The 19,490-nt window shown below is 45.9% G+C and carries 21 protein-coding genes and 3 tRNA genes; 9 read left to right on the forward strand and 15 right to left on the reverse strand.

What is annotated here, in order from left to right:
* On the forward strand, positions 1-218 hold a 218-nt coding region (locus KN811_RS16055), incomplete at its 5' end, for a transposase (RefSeq protein ID WP_247716396.1).
* A 130-nt stretch (positions 219-348) separates the two neighbouring features.
* Here the strand turns inward: KN811_RS16055 and KN811_RS16060 are convergent.
* The 3 genes from KN811_RS16060 to KN811_RS16070 all read right to left on the reverse strand — a co-directional run bounded on the left by KN811_RS16060 (position 349) and on the right by KN811_RS16070 (position 719).
* Positions 349-432 (reverse strand) — tRNA-Leu (locus KN811_RS16060).
* 11 nt (positions 433-443) lie between these two features.
* Positions 444-516: transfer RNA gene (locus KN811_RS16065), tRNA-Lys, on the reverse strand.
* A gap of 130 nt (positions 517-646) precedes the next feature.
* A tRNA-Lys gene (locus KN811_RS16070) sits at positions 647-719 on the reverse strand.
* A 170-nt stretch (positions 720-889) separates the two neighbouring features.
* On the opposite strand from KN811_RS16070, the gene KN811_RS16075 reads away from it, so the two are divergent.
* Entirely contained in the window at positions 890-1,405 is a 516-nt protein-coding gene (locus tag KN811_RS16075) for a shikimate kinase (protein WP_187966073.1), read from the forward strand.
* 53 nt (positions 1,406-1,458) lie between these two features.
* Here KN811_RS16075 and KN811_RS16080 read toward each other — a convergent pair whose 3' ends face one another.
* The 3 genes from KN811_RS16080 to KN811_RS16090 all read right to left on the reverse strand — a co-directional run bounded on the left by KN811_RS16080 (position 1,459) and on the right by KN811_RS16090 (position 3,062).
* Positions 1,459-1,956 carry a phosphoribosyltransferase family protein gene (locus tag KN811_RS16080; protein ID WP_187966108.1) on the reverse strand — a complete coding sequence of 166 codons (498 nt, stop codon included), beginning with the start codon at positions 1,954-1,956 and terminating at the stop codon, positions 1,459-1,461.
* Positions 1,957-1,997: 41 nt separating this feature from the next.
* A complete protein-coding gene (locus KN811_RS16085; RefSeq protein WP_187966074.1) occupies positions 1,998-2,585 on the reverse strand; it encodes a methyltransferase domain-containing protein in 588 nt (195 codons plus the stop codon).
* 108 nt (positions 2,586-2,693) lie between these two features.
* A complete protein-coding gene (locus KN811_RS16090; protein WP_187966075.1) occupies positions 2,694-3,062 on the reverse strand; it encodes an RNA-binding S4 domain-containing protein in 369 nt (122 codons plus the stop codon).
* 87 nt (positions 3,063-3,149) lie between these two features.
* Here KN811_RS16090 and KN811_RS16095 point away from each other — a divergent pair, with 87 nt between their 5' ends.
* Positions 3,150-3,884: an FKBP-type peptidyl-prolyl cis-trans isomerase gene (locus KN811_RS16095; RefSeq protein WP_187966076.1), complete on the forward strand. Its 735-nt coding sequence runs from the start codon at positions 3,150-3,152 to the stop codon at positions 3,882-3,884.
* Between the two features lie 119 nt (positions 3,885-4,003).
* Here the strand turns inward: KN811_RS16095 and KN811_RS16100 are convergent, their stop codons facing one another.
* From KN811_RS16100 to KN811_RS16110, 3 genes are all read right to left on the reverse strand, one after another.
* On the reverse strand, positions 4,004-4,603 hold the full coding sequence (locus tag KN811_RS16100) for an outer membrane beta-barrel protein (RefSeq protein ID WP_187966077.1): 600 nt from the start codon (positions 4,601-4,603) through the stop codon (positions 4,004-4,006).
* Positions 4,604-4,667: 64 nt separating this feature from the next.
* Entirely contained in the window at positions 4,668-5,651 is a 984-nt protein-coding gene (locus KN811_RS16105) for a transketolase family protein (protein ID WP_187966078.1), read from the reverse strand.
* 103 nt (positions 5,652-5,754) lie between these two features.
* Positions 5,755-6,600: a transketolase gene (locus KN811_RS16110; protein WP_187966079.1), complete on the reverse strand. Its 846-nt coding sequence runs from the start codon at positions 6,598-6,600 to the stop codon at positions 5,755-5,757.
* A 267-nt stretch (positions 6,601-6,867) separates the two neighbouring features.
* On the opposite strand from KN811_RS16110, the gene tgt reads away from it, so the two are divergent.
* The 6 genes from tgt to KN811_RS16140 all read left to right on the forward strand — a co-directional run bounded on the left by tgt (position 6,868) and on the right by KN811_RS16140 (position 14,009).
* The gene (gene tgt / locus KN811_RS16115) at positions 6,868-7,998 is read left to right on the forward strand and encodes a tRNA guanosine(34) transglycosylase Tgt (protein WP_187966080.1); all 1,131 of its coding nucleotides are present in this window, start codon (positions 6,868-6,870) and stop codon (positions 7,996-7,998) included.
* Between the two features lie 223 nt (positions 7,999-8,221).
* A complete protein-coding gene (locus KN811_RS16120; RefSeq protein WP_187966081.1) occupies positions 8,222-9,298 on the forward strand; it encodes an LptF/LptG family permease in 1,077 nt (358 codons plus the stop codon).
* Positions 9,299-9,378: 80 nt separating this feature from the next.
* The gene (locus KN811_RS16125; protein WP_187966082.1) at positions 9,379-10,332 is read left to right on the forward strand and encodes an acetyl-CoA carboxylase carboxyltransferase subunit alpha; all 954 of its coding nucleotides are present in this window, start codon (positions 9,379-9,381) and stop codon (positions 10,330-10,332) included.
* A 194-nt stretch (positions 10,333-10,526) separates the two neighbouring features.
* A complete protein-coding gene (dnaB, locus tag KN811_RS16130) occupies positions 10,527-12,098 on the forward strand; it encodes a replicative DNA helicase (protein ID WP_187966083.1) in 1,572 nt (523 codons plus the stop codon).
* 218 nt (positions 12,099-12,316) lie between these two features.
* Positions 12,317-13,543, forward strand: coding sequence for an asparagine synthetase B (locus tag KN811_RS16135; protein WP_425596673.1), 1,227 nt, complete (start codon positions 12,317-12,319; stop codon positions 13,541-13,543).
* A gap of 43 nt (positions 13,544-13,586) precedes the next feature.
* Positions 13,587-14,009, forward strand: a complete 423-nt coding sequence (locus tag KN811_RS16140) for a secondary thiamine-phosphate synthase enzyme YjbQ (RefSeq protein WP_187966085.1) — start codon at positions 13,587-13,589, stop codon at positions 14,007-14,009.
* A gap of 2 nt (positions 14,010-14,011) precedes the next feature.
* On the opposite strand, the gene KN811_RS16145 is transcribed toward KN811_RS16140, so the two are convergent.
* From KN811_RS16145 to KN811_RS16170, 6 genes are all read right to left on the reverse strand, one after another.
* Positions 14,012-14,836: an HAD family hydrolase gene (locus KN811_RS16145; protein WP_187966086.1), complete on the reverse strand. Its 825-nt coding sequence runs from the start codon at positions 14,834-14,836 to the stop codon at positions 14,012-14,014.
* A 156-nt stretch (positions 14,837-14,992) separates the two neighbouring features.
* The gene (gene rplT, locus KN811_RS16150; protein ID WP_187966087.1) at positions 14,993-15,337 is read right to left on the reverse strand and encodes a 50S ribosomal protein L20; all 345 of its coding nucleotides are present in this window, start codon (positions 15,335-15,337) and stop codon (positions 14,993-14,995) included.
* Positions 15,338-15,515: 178 nt separating this feature from the next.
* Complete coding sequence (rpmI, locus tag KN811_RS16155; RefSeq protein ID WP_053971854.1) at positions 15,516-15,713, reverse strand: 50S ribosomal protein L35; 198 nt, start codon at positions 15,711-15,713, stop codon at positions 15,516-15,518.
* A 28-nt stretch (positions 15,714-15,741) separates the two neighbouring features.
* The gene (gene infC / locus KN811_RS16160; RefSeq protein WP_216334905.1) at positions 15,742-16,305 is read right to left on the reverse strand and encodes a translation initiation factor IF-3; all 564 of its coding nucleotides are present in this window, start codon (positions 16,303-16,305) and stop codon (positions 15,742-15,744) included.
* Between the two features lie 32 nt (positions 16,306-16,337).
* Positions 16,338-18,278 (reverse strand): threonine--tRNA ligase, encoded by a 1,941-nt coding sequence (thrS, locus tag KN811_RS16165; protein WP_187966088.1) that lies wholly within the window; start codon positions 18,276-18,278, stop codon positions 16,338-16,340.
* Between the two features lie 543 nt (positions 18,279-18,821).
* On the reverse strand, positions 18,822-19,445 hold the full coding sequence (locus KN811_RS16170; RefSeq protein WP_187966089.1) for a GyrI-like domain-containing protein: 624 nt from the start codon (positions 19,443-19,445) through the stop codon (positions 18,822-18,824).
* Positions 19,446-19,490: the final 45 nt, after the last annotated feature.

Consider the following 19,490-nt stretch of genomic DNA (forward strand, 5'->3'; position numbering starts at 1 on the left):
GGTATAAAGAGGTGGAAGAATCCGGGTTTAAAAGCTTCCAAACAGTAGCAAATAGTATTCGCTTGAACTATCGATCAATTCTAAACTACTTTGTAAACAGAAGTACAAATGCCTCAGCAGAGTCCTTTAATGCCAAAATAAAAGCCTTTAGAGCACAATTTAGAGGTGTGAAGAATACTGAATTTTTCCTATTTAGACTATCCAGAATTTTTGCGTAGTCCCCAACTTTTAGGAATGATCCCTTTTGAACGTACTTTGAATGCTCTTTTTGTGTGCAATCTATGTGCGAATTTCAGACAATAAAAAAATCTCAATTACCTAGTAATGAGATAATTGAGATTGTGAATGTGCCCACGACTGGATTCGAACCAGCACGTCCTTGCGAACACCACCCCCTCAAGATGGCGTGTCTACCAATTTCACCACGTGGGCGAGGCGAATTGTGACCTGACTGGGGCTCGAACCCAGGACCCTCTCCTTAAAAGGGAGATGCTCTACCAACTGAGCTATCAGGTCATTCATTAAATCATTATTTAAATACAAAGTGAAGAACTTATTTTCTCGTTTTTCCAGGTTGCCAATTTCAACTTTGAACCTTCCCTTCGGCTTTGCTCAGGGACCAAATCTTCAACTTTGAATTTAATAGTGACCTGACTGGGGCTCGAACCCAGGACCCTCTCCTTAAAAGGGAGATGCTCTACCAACTGAGCTATCAGGTCATTATTGTTTTTCGCCGGATGGCGCGCCATTGCTGGCGGAAAGCCTCCTTCTCGGTAGGCGGGTGCAAATATAACATCAATAATTTATTTTTCAAGGTGATTTTACTATAAATTTGTGTTTTTTTTAGGTGAAGAGTATAACATATTGTTTTTAAATAGATTAAAGTTTTATGGTAATTGTATTGATCGGATATATGGGGAGTGGCAAGAGCGCCGTTGGTAAAGTATTGGCCGAAAACCTGTCCTGCACATTTGCGGATATGGACGACTATATAGAGGAAAAAGAACAAAAGACCATCCCGGAGATCTTCCGGGACAAGGGAGAAATTTATTTCCGGAAGGTGGAAAGCCGTTATTTACAGGAGATACTTTCCGGGGAAAAAGGCGCAGTGATATCTCTTGGAGGGGGCACCCCCTGTTACGGGGACAACATGGACCGGATAAAAGAGCTTGCGGACAAGGTTTTCTATCTGAAAGCATCCGTAGGAGAACTCACTGCACGACTGGGCAAAGAGAAGGATCACAGACCGCTGATAAAACACCTTTCTGATGATGAACTGGAAGAATTCATCCGAAAACACCTCTTTGAAAGGAATTTTTATTACCTCAGGGCTGATAGTACCGTGAATGTGGACGGAAAGACAATAGAAGATATTGCCGGGGAGATCATTTCCGGGATAAAGTAAGGAAAGACAATGGGGCTCGCACCGGGCCGGTTTTTTTCACGGCCTCTGACCGATCATTGCAGGTAAACGGCATTTCCTCCATTGCCGAACTCCACATGTACATGTTCCTGAAGCGAAGTGGACAGGGAAATTCCTTTAAAATCGGCCTTGACCGGGTAGCGCTTGTGGTTCCTGTCGATGAGTACCGCTGTTTTCAGTTTCTTGAGGGGGACATTCAGAAAGTGTTTTACGCCATAAATAAGGGTAGCACCGGAATTGAGAACATCATCTATAAGGACAACGGCCTTGTTCTGGTACAGGTCTTCCGGGATGGAGGTATATACGGGATTGGTGGGGTTTACTTTGTCTACCGTGACTTCGCACAAGGTTATTTTTAAACTGGAAATGTCTTCTAATGTCGTAGCGATCCTTTCTGCAAAAGTAAGGCCGCCGGAAACGATACCCGCCACAATAATTTCCTCTTCATTGACAAAGGTCTCGTAGATCTGGTAGGCGATCCTCTTGATTTTGTGCTCTATTTCTTCGTGATCCAGTATCTTGTTTTCTATGATGGTCATAACCTTTTATGTTTGATGACAGGAACAAAAATACACTATTTTTTCGGCCTGAGGATAAAAAAGAGTTCCCTGCCTGACCGTGGTTTTATGGAGTTGTAACAGCGTTCCATCGTTAGTATATCAAAGTGGGGGGAAAAATGCTCCAGGTACTCTTCTTTGCTTCCGCCAAAGGGAGGGCCTTCATCAGATAAAGGGAAGTCAAAGAGCAGGCCTGCAAGTTTTCCTGCCGGAGATAGCAATTGCTGCATTTTACGTGCGTATTCCGGCCTCGATTTCGGGGGAAGGGCACAAAAGAATGCCTGTTCCAGTATAAGGTCGAAAGACATGCTCAATGTAAAGAAATCCTGATGAAGCAACTGGGCATCCGGGAAGTCCGGAACCCGCTTTTTAAAATTGAGCAGGGGAGGCCGGGCAAAATCCAGGACGTATACATGTTTAAAGCCCTTCCGGAACAGGTATTCCGCTTCGTAACTGTTCCCGGCACCGGGGACCAGTATTTTCAGGGCCCTGTTTTCCAGCTGGTCTATATAGGTCTTGAGGGGAGTGGAGATATGTCCTATATCCCAAAAAGTATTACTGGAGTTGTATTTGTGTTCCCAGAATTGTTGAGTTCCGATATTCATGGCAGCAGGGTTTTAGTTCGGAGTTGATAAGTTTTGGAGTTCTTAGTTTTTTAGTAAGTGAATCCCACAACTAACAAACTCCAAAACTCCAAGACTCCAAAACCATTTTCATTCATCATCCAGGTAATCGTCAATGTCCCTCCGGTCTTTTTTGGTAGGCCTTCCGGTACCTTTTTTACGGTAGTGGTCTTTGGCGTATTTCAATAGTTCAGCACTTTCAAAGGCTTCCGGAGGTGTAGTGTCCTTGCGGTAAATATCGGTGAGTTTAGCCCCCACGCGACTGGCCGGGATGTCAAGGACGGTGAGCTCATAGTTGATCTGGTTTTTTCGCAGGCCGATCTTATCGGCAGGGTAAACCTCCCGGGAAGGCTTAACGGTCTGGCCGTTTATTTCCACATGTCCTTTCTTGCAGGCCTCCGTAGCCATGTTCCTTGTTTTATAATAGCGGACACACCACAAATACTTGTCAATTCGCATATGCTAACAGAAAATCTACGTTAATTTAAACAGTTTCTAAAAACAAATTTACAGAAAATTGTATCTTGCGCATTCAATTTTTTTACAATGATGAAGATAAACAGACTAGGTTTGATTGCTGCGGGGGCTTTGGCCTTTTTGAGTTCGTGTAATAATGACGATGACGGTGGAAGGATAGAAATTCGCGATCCGGCCGAAGTAAAAGCGGAGAACGATTCCGATATCAGGGAGTACCTGAGCACACATTTTTATAATTACGAAGAGTTTCAGGCTGCGGCAGATGCGGACAGTACGGATTTTGACTTTAAGATCGTTATTGATACCATAGCAGGAGAGAATAGTGATAAGATCCCTTTAATGGAACAGGTGGAAGAAAAGACGGTAGCTGTTGAAATCTCAGAAACGGAAACCCTGGACCATACCTTGTATTATCTGGTGGCCAGGCAGGGCGATAGCATTGCTCCCAAAAGGATAGATTCCACACTGGTAAGGTATAAAGGATTTTTGTTAAATGATGTTGTTTTTGATAGAAATGAGAATATCCCGGTATGGTTTAAATTAAAAGATATAACAGATGCCGGTTTTGGACAGGCTGGCAGGGGATTTGCAGAGTTTATGCCCGAATTGAACTCAGGAGGAAAGATCGAGATCAATGAAGAAGACGGTACTTATTCGATCAGTGGGGGTTATGGTGTGGGGATGGTATTCATGCCTTCAGGACTTGGATATTATTTCAGGGGACAGGGAAGTATTCCGCCATATGCTCCGATCGCATTTACGATAGATCTTTTAAGGGTTAAAGATGTCAAAGAAGAAGAATAGGGAGATAGGAGAGATCGGTCAATCACCATATAAAAAACGGTTTGGATTTTCTCCAAACCGTTTTTTTGGTTCAAAAGAAAGCCGTTGGAAACCTTCCGGGCCCAACCGGCTTTTTTGATTTAAAACTTATAAGACAGCCCGAAAATCACCTGGTTAGGCCTGCTGTCTATCGTTATGTCGCTATTGGTGTTATTATGGACAATTTTGGATTCGGAATCTGAAAGCCCTCTTTCCCAGCGTACATCAAGGCCGAGGCTGCCGAATTCCACCCCGAGGCCCATTTGCATGCCCAGCGTAAAGCTGTCGGTGTCTATGTCCTTAATATCCTCCGCATCGAAATCGGAATCGACAACAAACTGGAATGCAGGCCCTATAAAGCCATGTGCAAATCCGAGGAATTTTTTACCTACCAGGATAGGTACATCCAGTTTTTGCAGGTCAAAGTTTCCTTTGTTGCCCTGGTATTCGTATTCGCTGCTTATTTGAGTGTATACGAATTCCGGTCGGAGGTAGAGGCCAATGATCGGCACATCGCCACGGAGCCACACCCCGGCATGATAACCGGCTTTTCCTTTACCACCATCCAGTACATCTCCGGCCTGTTCTTTTAAATCTCCTGTTTTGTTGTAGTTAAAACCGGCCTTTACCCCAAAGTCGATCTGGGAAAATCCGACTGCACTTACAAAAAGCATAGCAATAATTAAAAGCGATCGTTTCATAGGTTTTGTTTAATTCCCGGGATTTTCTGATTTCCGGGAGGGTTAATAAATCTCTTTTTTCGGCTTAGCCCTGCATGTTAAAACTGGGTGTAGCCTGCTTTCTTTCCAATACCTTTTCAACGGCTTTTACTATCGCTTTATTGTTTAGTCCGTATTTTTCCATAAGCTGGTCCGGTGTGCCGCTTTCGCCAAAAGTATCGTTGGTAGCAATGAATTCCTGGGGTGCGGGATGGTTTTTAACCAATACCCTGGCTACGCTCTCTCCGAGCCCGCCGTAATAATTGTGTTCTTCTGCTGTGACCACACAACCTGTTTTGGCCACGGAGGCCAGGATAGCTTCCTCGTCCAGCGGTTTTATAGTGTGAATATTGATCACTTCGGCAGAAATGCCTTTGGCTTCCAGGGCCTCTGCGGCGAGGAGAGATTCCCATACCAGGTGCCCCGTAGCGATGATGGTAACATCGGTACCTTCATTGAGCAGTACGGCCTTGCCTATTTCGAATTTCTGGTCTTCGGGAGTAAAGTTGGCCACTTTTGGCCTTCCGAAACGGAGGTAAACCGGTCCCTGGTGTTCGGCGATGGCAATGGTGGCTGCCTTGGTCTGGTTAAAATCACAAGGGTTGATCACGGTCATTCCCGGCAACATTTTCATCAGCCCGATGTCTTCCAGTATCTGGTGGGTGGCCCCGTCTTCCCCGAGGGTAAGGCCTGCATGGGAAGCACATATCTTTACATTTTTACCCGAATAGGCGATGGATTGCCGTATCTGGTCGTACACCCGCCCGGTGGAAAAGTTGGCAAAGGTACCCGTAAACGGTATTTTACCTCCTATGGTAAGTCCTGCGGCGATTCCCATCATGTTGGCTTCGGCAATACCTATCTGGAAGAAACGTTCCGGATTTTCATCGATGAATTCCTGGATCTTAAGCGATCCTATGAGGTCGGCACAAAGGGCTACCACATTCGGGTTGGTACGGCCCAGGACGGTCATTCCGGCCCCGAATCCGCTTCTGGTGTCTTTTTTTCCTGTATCTGTATATTTTTTCATGTCGATCTTTCTGTTTTAAAAGGTTTAGGCACGTTTGAGACATACGACCCTCCACGTTTGAGACGCACGGCCGTGCGTCTCTACCTGGTGACCCAGGTATAGATTAATAGTCTCCTACGGTTTCCGGGTTTTGGGCCAGGGCGGTTTCCAGTTGTTCGTCATTGGGTGCCTTACCGTGCCATGCGTGGGTATGCATCATAAAATCAACTCCGTTACCCATGACCGTATGGAGCAGAACGCATACGGGCTTTCCTTTTCCGGTCCTGGTTTTGGCTTCTTTCATACCGTTGATCACGGCTTCGAGATTATTTCCTTCTTTTATTTCCAGTACATCCCAGCCAAAGGCCTCGAACTTGGCTTTGAGGTCGCCCATGGGGAGTACATCGTTCGTAGCTCCATCAATTTGCTGGCCGTTGTAGTCTACGGTGGCAATATAGTTGTCTACCTTATTTCCGGCAGCATACATAATGGCTTCCCAGTTCTGTCCTTCCTGTAATTCACCATCGCCGTGCAGGCTGTATACCAGGTGGTTGTCCTTGTTCAGCTTTTTGGCCAGGGCTGCACCAATGGCCACAGACATTCCTTGTCCCAGTGATCCCGAGGCTATACGCACTCCGGGAAGTCCTTCGTGGGTGGTTGGGTGGCCCTGTAAACGGGAATCGATCACGCGGAAGGTATTGAGCTCTTCCACCGGAAAATATCCCCTTCGTGCCAGCACGCTGTAATATACCGGAGAAATATGCCCGTTGGAGAGGAAGAACAGGTCTTCGCCGATGCCGTCCATCTCAAATTCGTCATTCAGTTCCATGATCTCGTTATACATGGCTACAAAAAATTCCGTGCATCCCAGGGATCCTCCCGGGTGGCCGGAATTTACTTTGTGTACCATCCGCAAAATATCCCTGCGAACCTGTGTTGCTAAGTCGTTTAGTTGTTGATTATTAGACATTTTTAACAGTTGAAATTATTCACCGGCAAAAATAAACTTAAAAAGGGCTTCCCCCAAACGTTTTCTGTGTTAGTTTTCAGGCTTTCACAAATTATTTGTTGAATTTGACCAAAAGTCAATCTAAAGTTAGAGGTTAGAAATACGAAGTACGAAGTTAGAAGTTGAAAATTCGGAGCCGAAGGCAACATCCAAAGACTTCTAACTTCGTACGTCTACCTTCGAACTTTAAAATATCCCTATCTTTGCCGACTGATTGATATTGTATTTATGGAGTTCGAATTACAGGCAAACGACCCCGGAAGCAAGGCCAGGGCCGGGAAGATCACCGCAGGCCACGGTGTTATAGAAACCCCTATTTTTATGCCCGTCGGAACCGTGGCATCCGTAAAGGGTGTGCACCAGCGGGAATTGCGGGAAGACATAAACCCGGATATTATACTGGGCAATACCTATCACCTCTACCTGAGGCCACAGACGGATATTCTGGAAAAGGCAGGAGGCCTGCACAAGTTTATGGGCTGGGAGCGGAATATCCTCACAGATAGCGGAGGCTACCAGGTGTATTCCCTGTCGGCCAACAGGAAGATCAAGGAGGAAGGGGTGAAGTTCAAGTCGCATATCGACGGTTCATATCATTTTTTCTCTCCGGAAAACGTAATGGAAATACAACGCAGCATCGGGGCAGACATTATTATGGCTTTTGACGAGTGTACACCCTATCCGTGCGATTACCGCTATGCCAAACGCTCCATGCACATGACCCACAGATGGCTCGATCGCTGTGTGGATCACCTGAAGAAGGTCCCGGAAAAATACGGGTACAGCCAGTCGTTGTTTCCCATAGTGCAGGGTTCGGTCTACAAAGACCTCCGGGAACAGTCTGCCGAGTATATAGCCGGTGTCGGTGCTGACGGTAATGCCATAGGCGGACTATCTGTCGGGGAGCCGGCAGAAGAGATGTATGCCATGGCCGAGGTGGTCTGCAATATCCTTCCCGAAGATAAGCCCCGCTATCTCATGGGAGTGGGAACCCCCGTAAATATTCTCGAAAACATTGCATTGGGCGTGGATATGTTCGATTGTGTGATGCCCACCCGTAATGCGCGGAACGGTATGCTGTTCACGGCCAATGGCATTATCAATATAAAGAATAAAAAGTGGGAGGACGATTTTTCTCCCATAGACGAAATGGGCATTACTTTTGTGGATACGCAATATTCCAAGGCCTATTTAAGGCATCTTTTTGCCGCAAATGAGTATCTTGGCAAACAAATTGCTACCATTCACAACCTGGGCTTTTATCTCTGGCTGGTTCGCGAAGCCAGAAAACATATCTTAGCCGGGGATTTTTACGAATGGAAAAATACCATGGTAAAAAGACTGGGGCAACGGTTGTAGCTACAAAATGTGGATGAGGAAATGGGCCAAGGCTAAAACAAGATTAAAAAGATAATACTCTCCCCTTTGGGGAGATGCCGCAGGCAGAGGGGATCCCCCCTTGATCCCCCCAAAAGGGGGAGATATTTGTCCTTATAAATATTAGTATTTCTTACCGGGATGCAAGCTCATAAGTTGTTTCGGCCAACACCGGTGGGAGATTTTAAACAACAAACTGTAAACAGTGAAAATAATAGATTGGTATATCCTCAAACGATACCTGGGCACCTTTACGGTAATGCTCCTGCTGTTCATTCCTATCGGGATCATGATCGACCTTTCCGAAAAGGTGGGGAAAATGATCGAACAGGAAGCACCGACCACCGAGATCATAAAATATTACATCAACTTTACCTTCTATTTCGCCAACCTGTTGTTTCCCATATTTCTTTTTCTTTCCATTATATGGTTTACGTCAAAACTGGCCAACAATACCGAGATCACAGCAATATTGAGCTCCGGAGTGCCCTATACCAGGTTTCTGAGGCCGTATCTTATGGGAGCCACTTTTGTTGCGGTCATTGCTTTTGTTATGGGGATGTTTATTGTTCCGTCGGCGAGTAAAGGATATAAGGAATTTTATTATAAATATTTAAAGAAAGGCAAGCAGGACCGGGAAACCACCAATCTATACAACCAGATCAACGATAACGATTATATCTATGTGAGTAGTTTCGATCCCAAAAACAAGATCGGATATAATTTTACCTTCGAACATTTTGAAGGAGAACAGCTCACTTACAAAATATCCGCAAGAAATATCCGGTGGATCGAAAAGGATAGTGTTTACAGGCTGTCCTCCTACGTAAAACGCAAGATAGGGGAGACTGATGACATCCTGGAAAAACAGAGCAGGATGGATACGCTTTTTTCCTTTAACCTGGACGATCTGACCCCCGTGTCTTATATTGCCGAGACCAAAAACCTTTTTGAGCTGAACAAATTCATCGAAAAAGAACAAAAGAAAGGGTCGGCCAATATCAATACCTATCTCCTGGTGAAATACAAGCGATGGGGGCTAATGGTGTCTGCATTTATTCTTACCATTATAGCTGTGGCTGTGTCGTCCAAGAAAAAACGGGGAGGGATGGGGATCAATCTTTTCCTTGGGATCGCCCTGGCATTTATCTTCATCTTTTTTGACCGTATCTTCGGTACGATGGCGGAGCAATCGGGATTTTCACCTTTGCTTGCGGCTGCCTTCCCCAATATCATATTCGGAGTGCTGGCGGTCTTTTTGCTGAACAAAGCCAAACAATGATAGATATGTAAGATTGAAGAAGACTGAACACAAAAAAATACGTAAGTTTGTAGGCTAATTAAATCAAAATATAAGTACCAATGGAATATTTGGATTTTGAATTACCCATTAAAGAATTAGAGGAGCAATTATCCAAGTGTAGGGTTATCGGGGAGGAGAGTGATGTAGACGTCACCGAGACCTGTAAACAGATAGACAAGAAACTGAAACAGACCAAAAGGGAAATATATAAAAACCTCACTGCCTGGCAACGCGTACAGTTGTCGCGCCATCCTTCCAGGCCGTATACGCTGGATTATATAAGAGCGATCTGCGGAGATACTTTCCTCGAGCTTCACGGCGACCGTACTGTAAAGGACGACAAAGCCATGATAGGCGGCCTCGGGAAAATTGAAGGGCAGAGTTTTATGATCATTGGCCAGCAGAAAGGATACAATACCAAGACCAGGCAATACCGCAATTTCGGGATGGCCAATCCCGAAGGATACCGGAAAGCATTGCGCCTGATGAAAATGGCCGAAAAATTCGGTATTCCCGTGGTATCCCTGATCGATACTCCCGGTGCATATCCCGGCATTGAAGCCGAAGAACGCGGACAGGGCGAAGCCATAGCGAGAAATATCCTGGAAATGACCCGGCTCAAAGTGCCGGTCATCGTGCTTATCATCGGAGAAGGTGCTTCCGGAGGAGCCCTCGGTATCGGTGTGGGAGATAGGGTGCTGATGCTGGAAAATACATGGTATTCCGTGATATCACCCGAGTCCTGTTCTTCCATATTGTGGAGAAGCTGGGAATATAAAGAACAAGCCGCAGAAGCCCTGAAGCTCACGGCCAAGGACATGAAAAAACTGCACCTGGTAGACGATATTGTCAAGGAGCCCCTTGGCGGAGCACATTCCGACAGGGAAGCCACCTTTAAAACCGTGGCCCAGGCCATTATAGAGAACTACGAAGAGCTGAAAAAACTCCCCACCGAAGAGCTCGTGGAAGACCGTATGGAAAAATATGCCAGTATGGGGGTGTATAAAAACTGATCTTCCTAAAATATCAACCGTCGTATTTTCCGGAATGGGAAATCAAAACACGAACCGAAGTAAAGAACTTCGGTTTTTTTTACATTTATGAACATAAAGTTGTAACTTGTTAACATGTTAAATGTTGACGAGAGGTGGATATAAAGTAACCCGATTTTTAAATAGTTAAACTTTCATTTTCTACATTCGCGTTTATGGAAAAAACAGGCCCTGTGTCCGGAATTAAAATAGAAAAACCAACCGCAGCTGCCGGTAGAGCAGGAATAATACCATTGGAAAGGGGAAAGCTACCTCCTCAGGCGCCAGATTTGGAAGAAGCAGTGCTGGGAGCGATGATGATCGACAAAAAGGGGGTGGATGAAGTTATTGATATTATACATCCGGATGCCTTTTACAAAGAAGCACACCGTTATATTTACGAGGCCATTGTAAAACTGTTCGAAAATACGGAGCCGATTGACCTGCTTACCGTTTCATCCCAGTTGAAAAAGGACGGTAAACTGGAACTTATAGGGGGGGATTTTTACCTGATACGGCTCACTCAGAAGGTCTCTTCTTCAGCGCATATCGAGTTTCATGCGCGTATTATCCTGCAGAAATTCATACAGCGAAGCCTGATCAAGATCTCTTCGGAAATTATCGAAGAAGCCTATGATGAGACTACCGATGTCTTTGACCTGCTGGACAGTGCCGAGGCCAAGTTGTACGAAGTGACCCAGGGCAATATCAAGAAGTCCTCGGAAACTGCTCAGAGCCTCGTTATGCAGGCCAAGAAAAAGATAGAAGAAATATCCAATAAAGAAGGGCTGAGCGGTATTCCGTCCGGGTTCGACAAGCTGGATAAGCTCACCTCCGGATGGCAACCCAGTGACCTTATTATCGTGGCAGCACGTCCCGGTATGGGTAAAACGGCCCTTACACTGTCCATGGCCCGGAACATGGCCGTTAATTCCAATACACCGGTGGCCTTCTTTTCTCTGGAAATGTCTTCCGTACAGCTCATTACCCGTCTGATTTCTTCGGAGACCGGACTGTCTTCCGAAAAACTGCGTACGGGGAAACTGGAAAAACACGAATGGGAACAGCTCAACGTCAAGGTAAAATCGCTGGAAAAAGCGCCCTTGTTTATAGATGATACACCTTCACTTTCCATATTCGACCTTCGGGCAAAAGCCAGGAGGCTTGCGTCACAACACGGAATAAAGCTCATTATTATCGACTACCTTCAGCTGATGACGGCCGGAGGAAGCCAGAAAGGAGGGAACAGGGAGCAGGAAATATCCACCATTTCCCGGAACCTCAAGGCCCTGGCCAAGGAGCTGAGCGTACCTGTGATTGCCCTGTCACAGCTTTCGCGTGCAGTGGAAACCCGTGGAGGCAGCAAACGCCCCCTGCTTTCTGACCTCAGGGAATCGGGAGCAATCGAACAGGATGCGGATATTGTGGCCTTTATCTATCGTCCGGAATATTACAAGATCGAAGAGTGGGACGATGAAGAACGTACCCCCACCCAGGGACAGGGAGAATTTATCGTGGCCAAGCACCGTAACGGGGGGCTGGAAAATATCCGTCTGAAGTTTATCGGACACCTCGGTAAGTTCGACAACCTGGACGATTTTGACTCGCCGTTTGAGTTCCAGTCCAAAATGAATGCTTCTGAAGATGATACCTTTAACCCGGGTAACCTGCCCAGTGCGGACGATGCCTTCGGAAGTTCCATGAATGACGGGCCGGGACCGGATGATGATAGTGATGTGCCTTTTTAATTATTGGAGAAATAGCAAACAACAAGTCTCAATAAATCACTATAAGCCGATTAAAAGTCAAAATAAAACCGGAGACCAGGCATTATAAGGAGAAGTTAACGTGTAACGCTTGTTTCCAAACTCTGTACTTCCAAACCTTTTCCGTAAATTTGATGCTAAACCCGTTTGTTATGCGTTTTAATCCATCATACAGGTTGTTGCTTGTTGTGCTCCTGCTGATGTCTGTCGTGTCGGTACGTGCTTCGCGTGTCCTGATACCGATGGATGCCGAATACCAGAAAGATCATCTGAAGGCATACGGTATAGCCTATTGGACACTTTCGAAGGATTTAAAGGTGCAGTGGCTGCTCAATTATCGCGGAGGGTCTTTTCTTCTGCCCGACAGCGAAGAAATACGTAAAGAATGTACGATAAGGGGTGTGTCTTACGAAGTACTGTCAGACAACAAGGCTAAAGGTATTCTGGATGAGATAAGCAGTCCGGCGAAGAACCAGGAGGCCGTAGTATTGGAAAAAGCACCCAGGATCGTGGTTTATTCGCCCAAAGGCAATGCGCCCTGGGACGATGCGGTGACCATGGTACTTACCTATGCCGAAATTCCATATGATGTGGTGTATGACGAAGAAGTGCTGGCAGACAAACTGCTTATGTATGACTGGCTGCACCTGCATCACGAAGACTTTACAGGGCAGTATGGTAAGTTTTACAGGGCCTATAAAATGGCACCCTGGTATATAGAACAAAAAAAGGAAGCAGAAAAACTGGCTGCCAAACTCGGTTATGACAAGGTGTCTGAAGCCAAACTCGCCGTAGCCCTTAAAATCCGGGACTATGTGGTGGGCGGGGGCTTTATGTTTGCCATGTGCTCCGCTACCGATAGTTTCGATATTGCCCTTTCGGCCGAAGGGGTGGACATCTGCGAACCCATGTTCGACGGGGACCCTTCCGATCCCAACTATCAGTCCAGGATCGATTATGACAAGACCTTTGCTTTTACCGGGTTTGCTTTGGAGAGAGACCCTAATGTCTATGAGTTTTCGTCCATAGACATGACCGCAAAACGCAGAATAGCCAGGGAGGTCGATTATTTCACCCTGATGGAATTTTCCGCCAAGTGGGACCCTGTGCCCACCATGCTCTGCCAGAACCACACAGCGCTGATCAAAGGTTTTATGGGGCAGACGACCAGTTTTAACCGGGGAGAGGTAAAATCTTCCGTATTGGTGCTCGGTGAGAACAAAGCCAACGGTGAGGCAAGGTATATTCATGGCATTAAGGGAAAGGGCTTCTTTACCTTTTACGGCGGGCACGACCCGGAAGATTATCAGCACAGGGTAGGGGACCCCAAGACAGAGTTGGAGTTACATCCCAATTCCCCCGGCTACCGCCTTATCCTGAACAATATCCTTTTTCCGGCAGCAAAAAAGAAGAAACATAAAACCTGAAGCGGGTATTACCCAAAACCTTCATCTGAAACCTGATCCGTATATGCATTTTTACCAGAAAGAGATACAGCTAGAACCCCGGGAAAGAGGGTTTCATATTATTACCGACGAAATACTGAAGGCCTTACCACAATTCAGGGATATCCGGGTAGGTCAGTTGCATGTCTTTATAAAACACACCTCGGCCAGCCTTACCATCAATGAAAATGCAGACCCTTCGGTAAGAGAAGATTTCGAAAGCCATATGAACACGGTGGTTCCGGAAAACGAACCTTATTATATCCATACCCAGGAAGGCCCGGACGATATGCCGGCACATATCAAGGCCTCGTTAATGGGGAGTTCGTTGACTATACCCATAACCTCCGGCCGGTTGAACCTGGGGGTGTGGCAGGGCATTTATCTTTGCGAACACCGAAACCACGGGGGAGGCAGGTCTGTTGTAATTACTGCTTTCGGGGTTTGATCCTATAACCCGGTTACAGCCATTTTTCGGGCTTCCAGCAGTTTTTCAAGGATATGTTCCACGCCGTGCTCGTCATTGCTCAAAGTTTGAAACCTGGCAGCATTCAGTACGTTGGGATGAGCATTTTTCATGGCATAGCTGAAATAGGCCTGTTCCATCATTTCCAGGTCGTTATTGTAGTCTCCGAAAACGAGGGTCTCTTCTTTTTTTACCTTTAGCAGTTTCTGGAGTTCCTGTAAGGCATGGCCTTTATTGGCATCCATACTTGAGACGTCGAGCCAGTTTTCGCCGGATACCTTGATCTGCAATGAGCTTTCCAGGTGACGTACATGGGGGTAGATGTTTTTTTCAGAGCCCTCAAAGCTGTATACGGCGATTTTCAGGGCTTTATCGTCCTTTATTTCGGTGAGGTCGGGAACCCTGGTGTATTCGTAGTAATACTCTTTGAACATATTTTCGAATGCGGTATTATCTGTTTCGATATAAGCGCGTTCTTTTCCGCACAACACAATGTAGGCATCTTCTATCGGGCGGAGCAGGGAAACGGTTTCATTAACAATATGGCCGGGCAGGGGTGTGACCAGCAATTCCTTTTCCTGTTGCCTAGTAATAGCACCATTTTCGGCGATGATGGTAATGTTGTCCCGGATGCTTTGTAGCTTTTTTACGATACTGTGATGTTGCCTTCCGCTGGCGGCAACGAAGTGAATGTCGTGCTTGCGGAGTTCTTCGAAAAGCTCAAAAAACCGGTCACTTACCTGGCTTTTGGAGTTCAATAGGGTGCCGTCCATATCGGTGGCTATCAGTTTTACCTGAGAGAGGTCCATAATAGCGATTTTTAAGGTGCAAAGGTAATGTACAATAAGGATTTTCCTTGTTAATGAGGTGTTATTTCCTTGTTAGATTGTGTATTCCGGTGGAGAAAACAAAAAATCCGGCCTTTACGACCGGATTTTGATAAGCGAAATATGATTAATAAACGTTTATTTTACTTTGTCCACAATTGCCTTGAACGCTTCCGGGTGGTTCATGGCCAGGTCGGCTAAAACCTTACGGTTGAGCTCGATGTTGTTGGCTTTTACCTTGCCCATAAACTGGGAGTAGGACAATCCGTGCAATCGGGCACCTGCATTGATACGGGTGATCCACAGTGCGCGGAAAGTTCTCTTTTTGTTCCTGCGGTCTCTGTACGAGTATAGCATTGCTTTTTCAACCGCATTCTTGGCAACGGTCCAAACGTTTTTACGTCTTCCGTAGTAGCCTTTGGCCTGTTTAAGGATCTTTTTTCTACGGGCTCTTGAAGCTACTGAATTTACTGATCTTGGCATAATTTTCTGTTTTTTTGTAGCAGGCGGCCGTTAACCGGCACTTTCCCTCGGCTCCCTTCGGCTCCACTCAGGGACCGTCATTTGGGAACCGGATTTAAAATCTCAGATCTAATATCTAAAATCTCAAATCTATTTGCCTGACTCCAGGGTTATACAATAATACTAACCGAAAGAACAATTATTTTAAACGCAATTGTTCTTTGATACTGTTAACGTCACTTTCGTGTACCAGGGTACTGTGCGTTAACGCCAGCTTACGCTTTTTGCTCTTCTTTGTAAGAATGTGGCTTTTAAAAGCGTGCTTTCTTTTAATTTTTCCGGAACCTGTGAGCTTAAATCGCTTTTTGGCACTGGATTTGGTTTTCATCTTAGGCATAATTCCTAAACTATTTTAATTATTTCGCTTATTTTTTAATTTTCTTCGGTGCGATGAACATAGTCATCCGTTTGCCTTCCAATTTGGGCATCTGTTCCACTTTTCCGTATTCTTCCAGGTCCTGGGCCAGTCTCAGGAGTAATATTTCACCCTGGTCCTTATACACGATGGAACGCCCTTTGAAAAACACATATGCTTTGAGCTTGGCGCCGTCCTTCAGGAACTTTTCGCCGTGTTTCTTTTTAAATTCATAGTCGTGTTCATCGGTTTGGGGGCCAAAGCGGATCTCTTTGACTACAATCTTGGCGGCCTTTGCTTTCAACGCCTTTTCCCTCTTTTTCTGTTCGTAAAGGAATTTTTTGTAATCCATGATCTTACAAACAGGGGGCGTGGCCTTGGGTGAAATTTCCACCAGGTCCAGTTCCAGTTCTTCAGCTTTGGCAAGGGCTGCTTTGGTTGGGTATACGCCGGTATCTACATTGTCCCCCACCAGTCGTACTTCCGGAACACGGATATCCCTGTTGGTCCGGTGCGGATTTTTATCCTCTCGTTGCGGACGCCGGTTTCTGTTAAATCTTCTTTTAATTGCTATGGCTTACAGATTTTTTAATTAAACTTCGTTTTTTAAAACTGTTTTAAAGTTCGGTTTATTTCTTCTTCTACCAGTTTGGCAAATGCGTCTACCGTAAGGGTTCCCACATCACCTTCACTGTGTTTTCTCACCGAAATAGTACCTTCCTTTTCTTCGTTTTCACCGACGATCAACATATAGGGAATTTTGTTCATTTCGGCTTCCCGGATCTTTTTGCCGATCGTCTCGTTTCGGTTGTCGGTTAGGGCGCGAATTTCGTAATTTTCCAATAAAATTAAAACTTTTTCAGCATATTTTTCATATTTCTCGCTGATAGAGAGAATAATAGCCTGTTCAGGCATTAACCACAGCGGGAAATTCCCTGCCGTATGCTCCAGAAGAATGGCTACAAAACGTTCTATACTTCCGAAAGGCGCACGGTGGATCATTACTGGCCGGTGCATTTCGTTGTCACTGCCCTTGTAAGACAGGTCAAAACGTTCGGGCAGGTTATAATCTACCTGTATGGTACCCAACTGCCAGCTTCTTCCCAAGGCGTCCTTGACCATAAAATCGAGTTTCGGGCCGTAAAAAGCGGCTTCCCCGGTCTCGATGACATAGTTGAGGCCTTTTTCTTTGGCAGCATTAATGATCGCATTTTCCGCTTTTTCCCAGTTTTCGTCACTCCCGATGTATTTTTCCGGAGTATCGGGATCGCGGAGGGATACCTGTGCGGTAAAATTCTCAAAGCCGAGCGAACCGAACACATAGAGCACCAGGTCGATCACGTTCTTGAATTCATCGTCGAGCTGGTCGGGTGTACAGAAAATGTGGGCGTCGTCCTGGGTAAAGCCTCTTACCCTGGTGAGCCCGTGCAGTTCCCCGCTTTGTTCGTAGCGATAAACGGTGCCGAATTCGGCATATCTCTTGGGCAGTTCTTTATAGCTCCACGGCCTGGCATTGTATATTTCACAGTGATGCGGGCAGTTCATGGGTTTCAGCAGGAATTCCTCACCTTCGTGGGGCGTGTGAATAGGCTGAAAGCTGTCTTCCCCGTACTTGGCATAATGCCCGGAAGTGACATAGAGTTCCTTTTGCCCGATATGTGGCGATACCACTTGTTCGTATCCCGCCTTTTTCTGGGCCTTTTTCAGGAAGTTCTCCAGGCGTTCGCGCAATGCGGCCCCTTTGGGCAGCCACAAGGGAAGTCCCTGTCCTACCTTGTGCGAAAAGGTGAATAGCTCCAGTTCTTTCCCCAGCTTCCTGTGGTCCCGCTTTTTAGCTTCTTCCAGGAGGTGGAGGTATTCCTTGAGTTCTTTCTGCTTCGGGAAGGACACCCCGTAGATCCGGGTGAGTTGTTTGTTGTTCTCGTTACCCCGCCAGTAAGCGCCGGCCGTATTGAGCAGTTTCACCGCTTTTATGATGCCGGTGTTGGGAATATGCCCGCCGCGGCAGAGATCGGTAAATGTGGAATGGTCGCAGAAAGTAATGGTGCCGTCTTCCAGGTTTTCGATGAGCTCTACTTTATATTCATTTCCCTGTTTCTTATAATAGTCGAGCGCGTCGGCTTTGGAAATGGAGCGCATTTTATAGTCGTATTTCCCCTTGGCGATCTCGAGCATTTTCTGTTCTATGGCCGGGAAATCTTTTTCTGATATGGTCTTGCCCCCCAGGTCAACATCGTAATAAAAACCGTGATCTATGGCCGGGCCGATGGTGAGTTTTACACCCGGATAGAGTTCTTCCAGGGCCTGGGCCAGTACGTGGGCCGAAGAGTGCCAGAAGGCTTTTTTGCCTTCGTCGTCCTTCCAGGTATATAACACGAGATTACCATCAGTTGTGAGCGGGGTTACCGTTTCTACCGTTGTGCCGTTAAAATTTGCAGAAATGACATTTCGTGCCAAACCTTCACTGATGCTTTTGGCAACGTCCATAGGAGTGGAATTTTTCGGGAATTCCTTTACAGAACCATCGGGTAGGGTAATCTCAATCATTAATTTTCGGTTTTTAAGATGCAAAGATAAGGGGAAGTAATCAAGCATGCAATACGAAAGGTGTTTTCCGAAGGGCAAATGTGTTATAAGTGGAAAAACGGGGTGCTCGGTAATCAGTAACCGGTATTCAGTGTTCCGGTTAATTAACGTGAATAATGGATAAGAAAAAAGGCTCCCCTCCTCAGGCGAAGACACGTGCTGAGCTTGTCGAAGTAGGGGTGTCCCGCTTGCGGGACGGGGAGTTTGACCTGGCCCAAACCTTAGGTATAACTCTGAATTTTTATATTTTTCCCATAGCTTGGGCTTTCAAACTCCCGATATCTCGGGACAGGCTCTCCGATCCCGATTAAAATCGGGACCACCTCCCTTCAGAAGAAGGGAGGAGCTCTTTGGAAAAATTCAAATAAGGGTATTGTTTAAACCACCTTCATTTCAAAGAGCTTATCCATTATTCACGTTAATTACTGATTACCGGATACCGATTATCAACCTCAGTCTTCGTTCAGCCTGCCGTTCTGGGTACAGTCGAAGGATCACATAAACTCATTTTACGGGTTCCCGGAGAATGGTCTTCAGTCTTTCGGGGGGAGTTTTTCTGAAATCAGACAGGTAGATCTCGTGGTGGTGGCCGTTTTTCTTCAGGTTGTGTTCCCGGATAAAAGAAATAATTTGCTGAAGGGTTTTGGGTTCCGAGGAAAAGGGGCCTGTATGAAGCATCTGAACGCATTTTCCTTCGTGCATCCGGAACAGGTGTACATCTCTGGCGATGGAGGGCCCTTTTTTTGATAGTACCGATATGATAGCTTCCTTCGTTTCTTTTTCTGAAACATAGTCTGGCATTCTTATTAACAGGCGGTAGAACCATTCTTCCCTGGGAACTTCTGTGGGGGTGGAGGCAGGGGTGAGTTTTGGGAATTTACGCTCGTCATACCACCACAACCCTTCCAGTTTCGGGACCACGAAATCCCTGTCTTGTTTTTTAAACATGAATTTGATCGTATAAGCGATAGGATAAAGCGCCTGTATTCTTTCTGTAAATTCAGGCGCAGAAGGATCGCCTTTTCCGGTGATGGAGAGGTACTGCACCGGGCCAATTTCAACGATTTCGGGTTTGCCCTTAGCGGTATAATATTTTTTATGTGCTTTGGTGAGGTTTAGTTTTTCCATGAGAAACAAGTTTTTATGTATGTGCCAAATTAAAGATGGCCAGTG

It is taken from the genome of Sinomicrobium weinanense, assembly GCF_018863395.1.
GTDB lineage: Bacteria > Bacteroidota > Bacteroidia > Flavobacteriales > Flavobacteriaceae > Sinomicrobium > Sinomicrobium weinanense.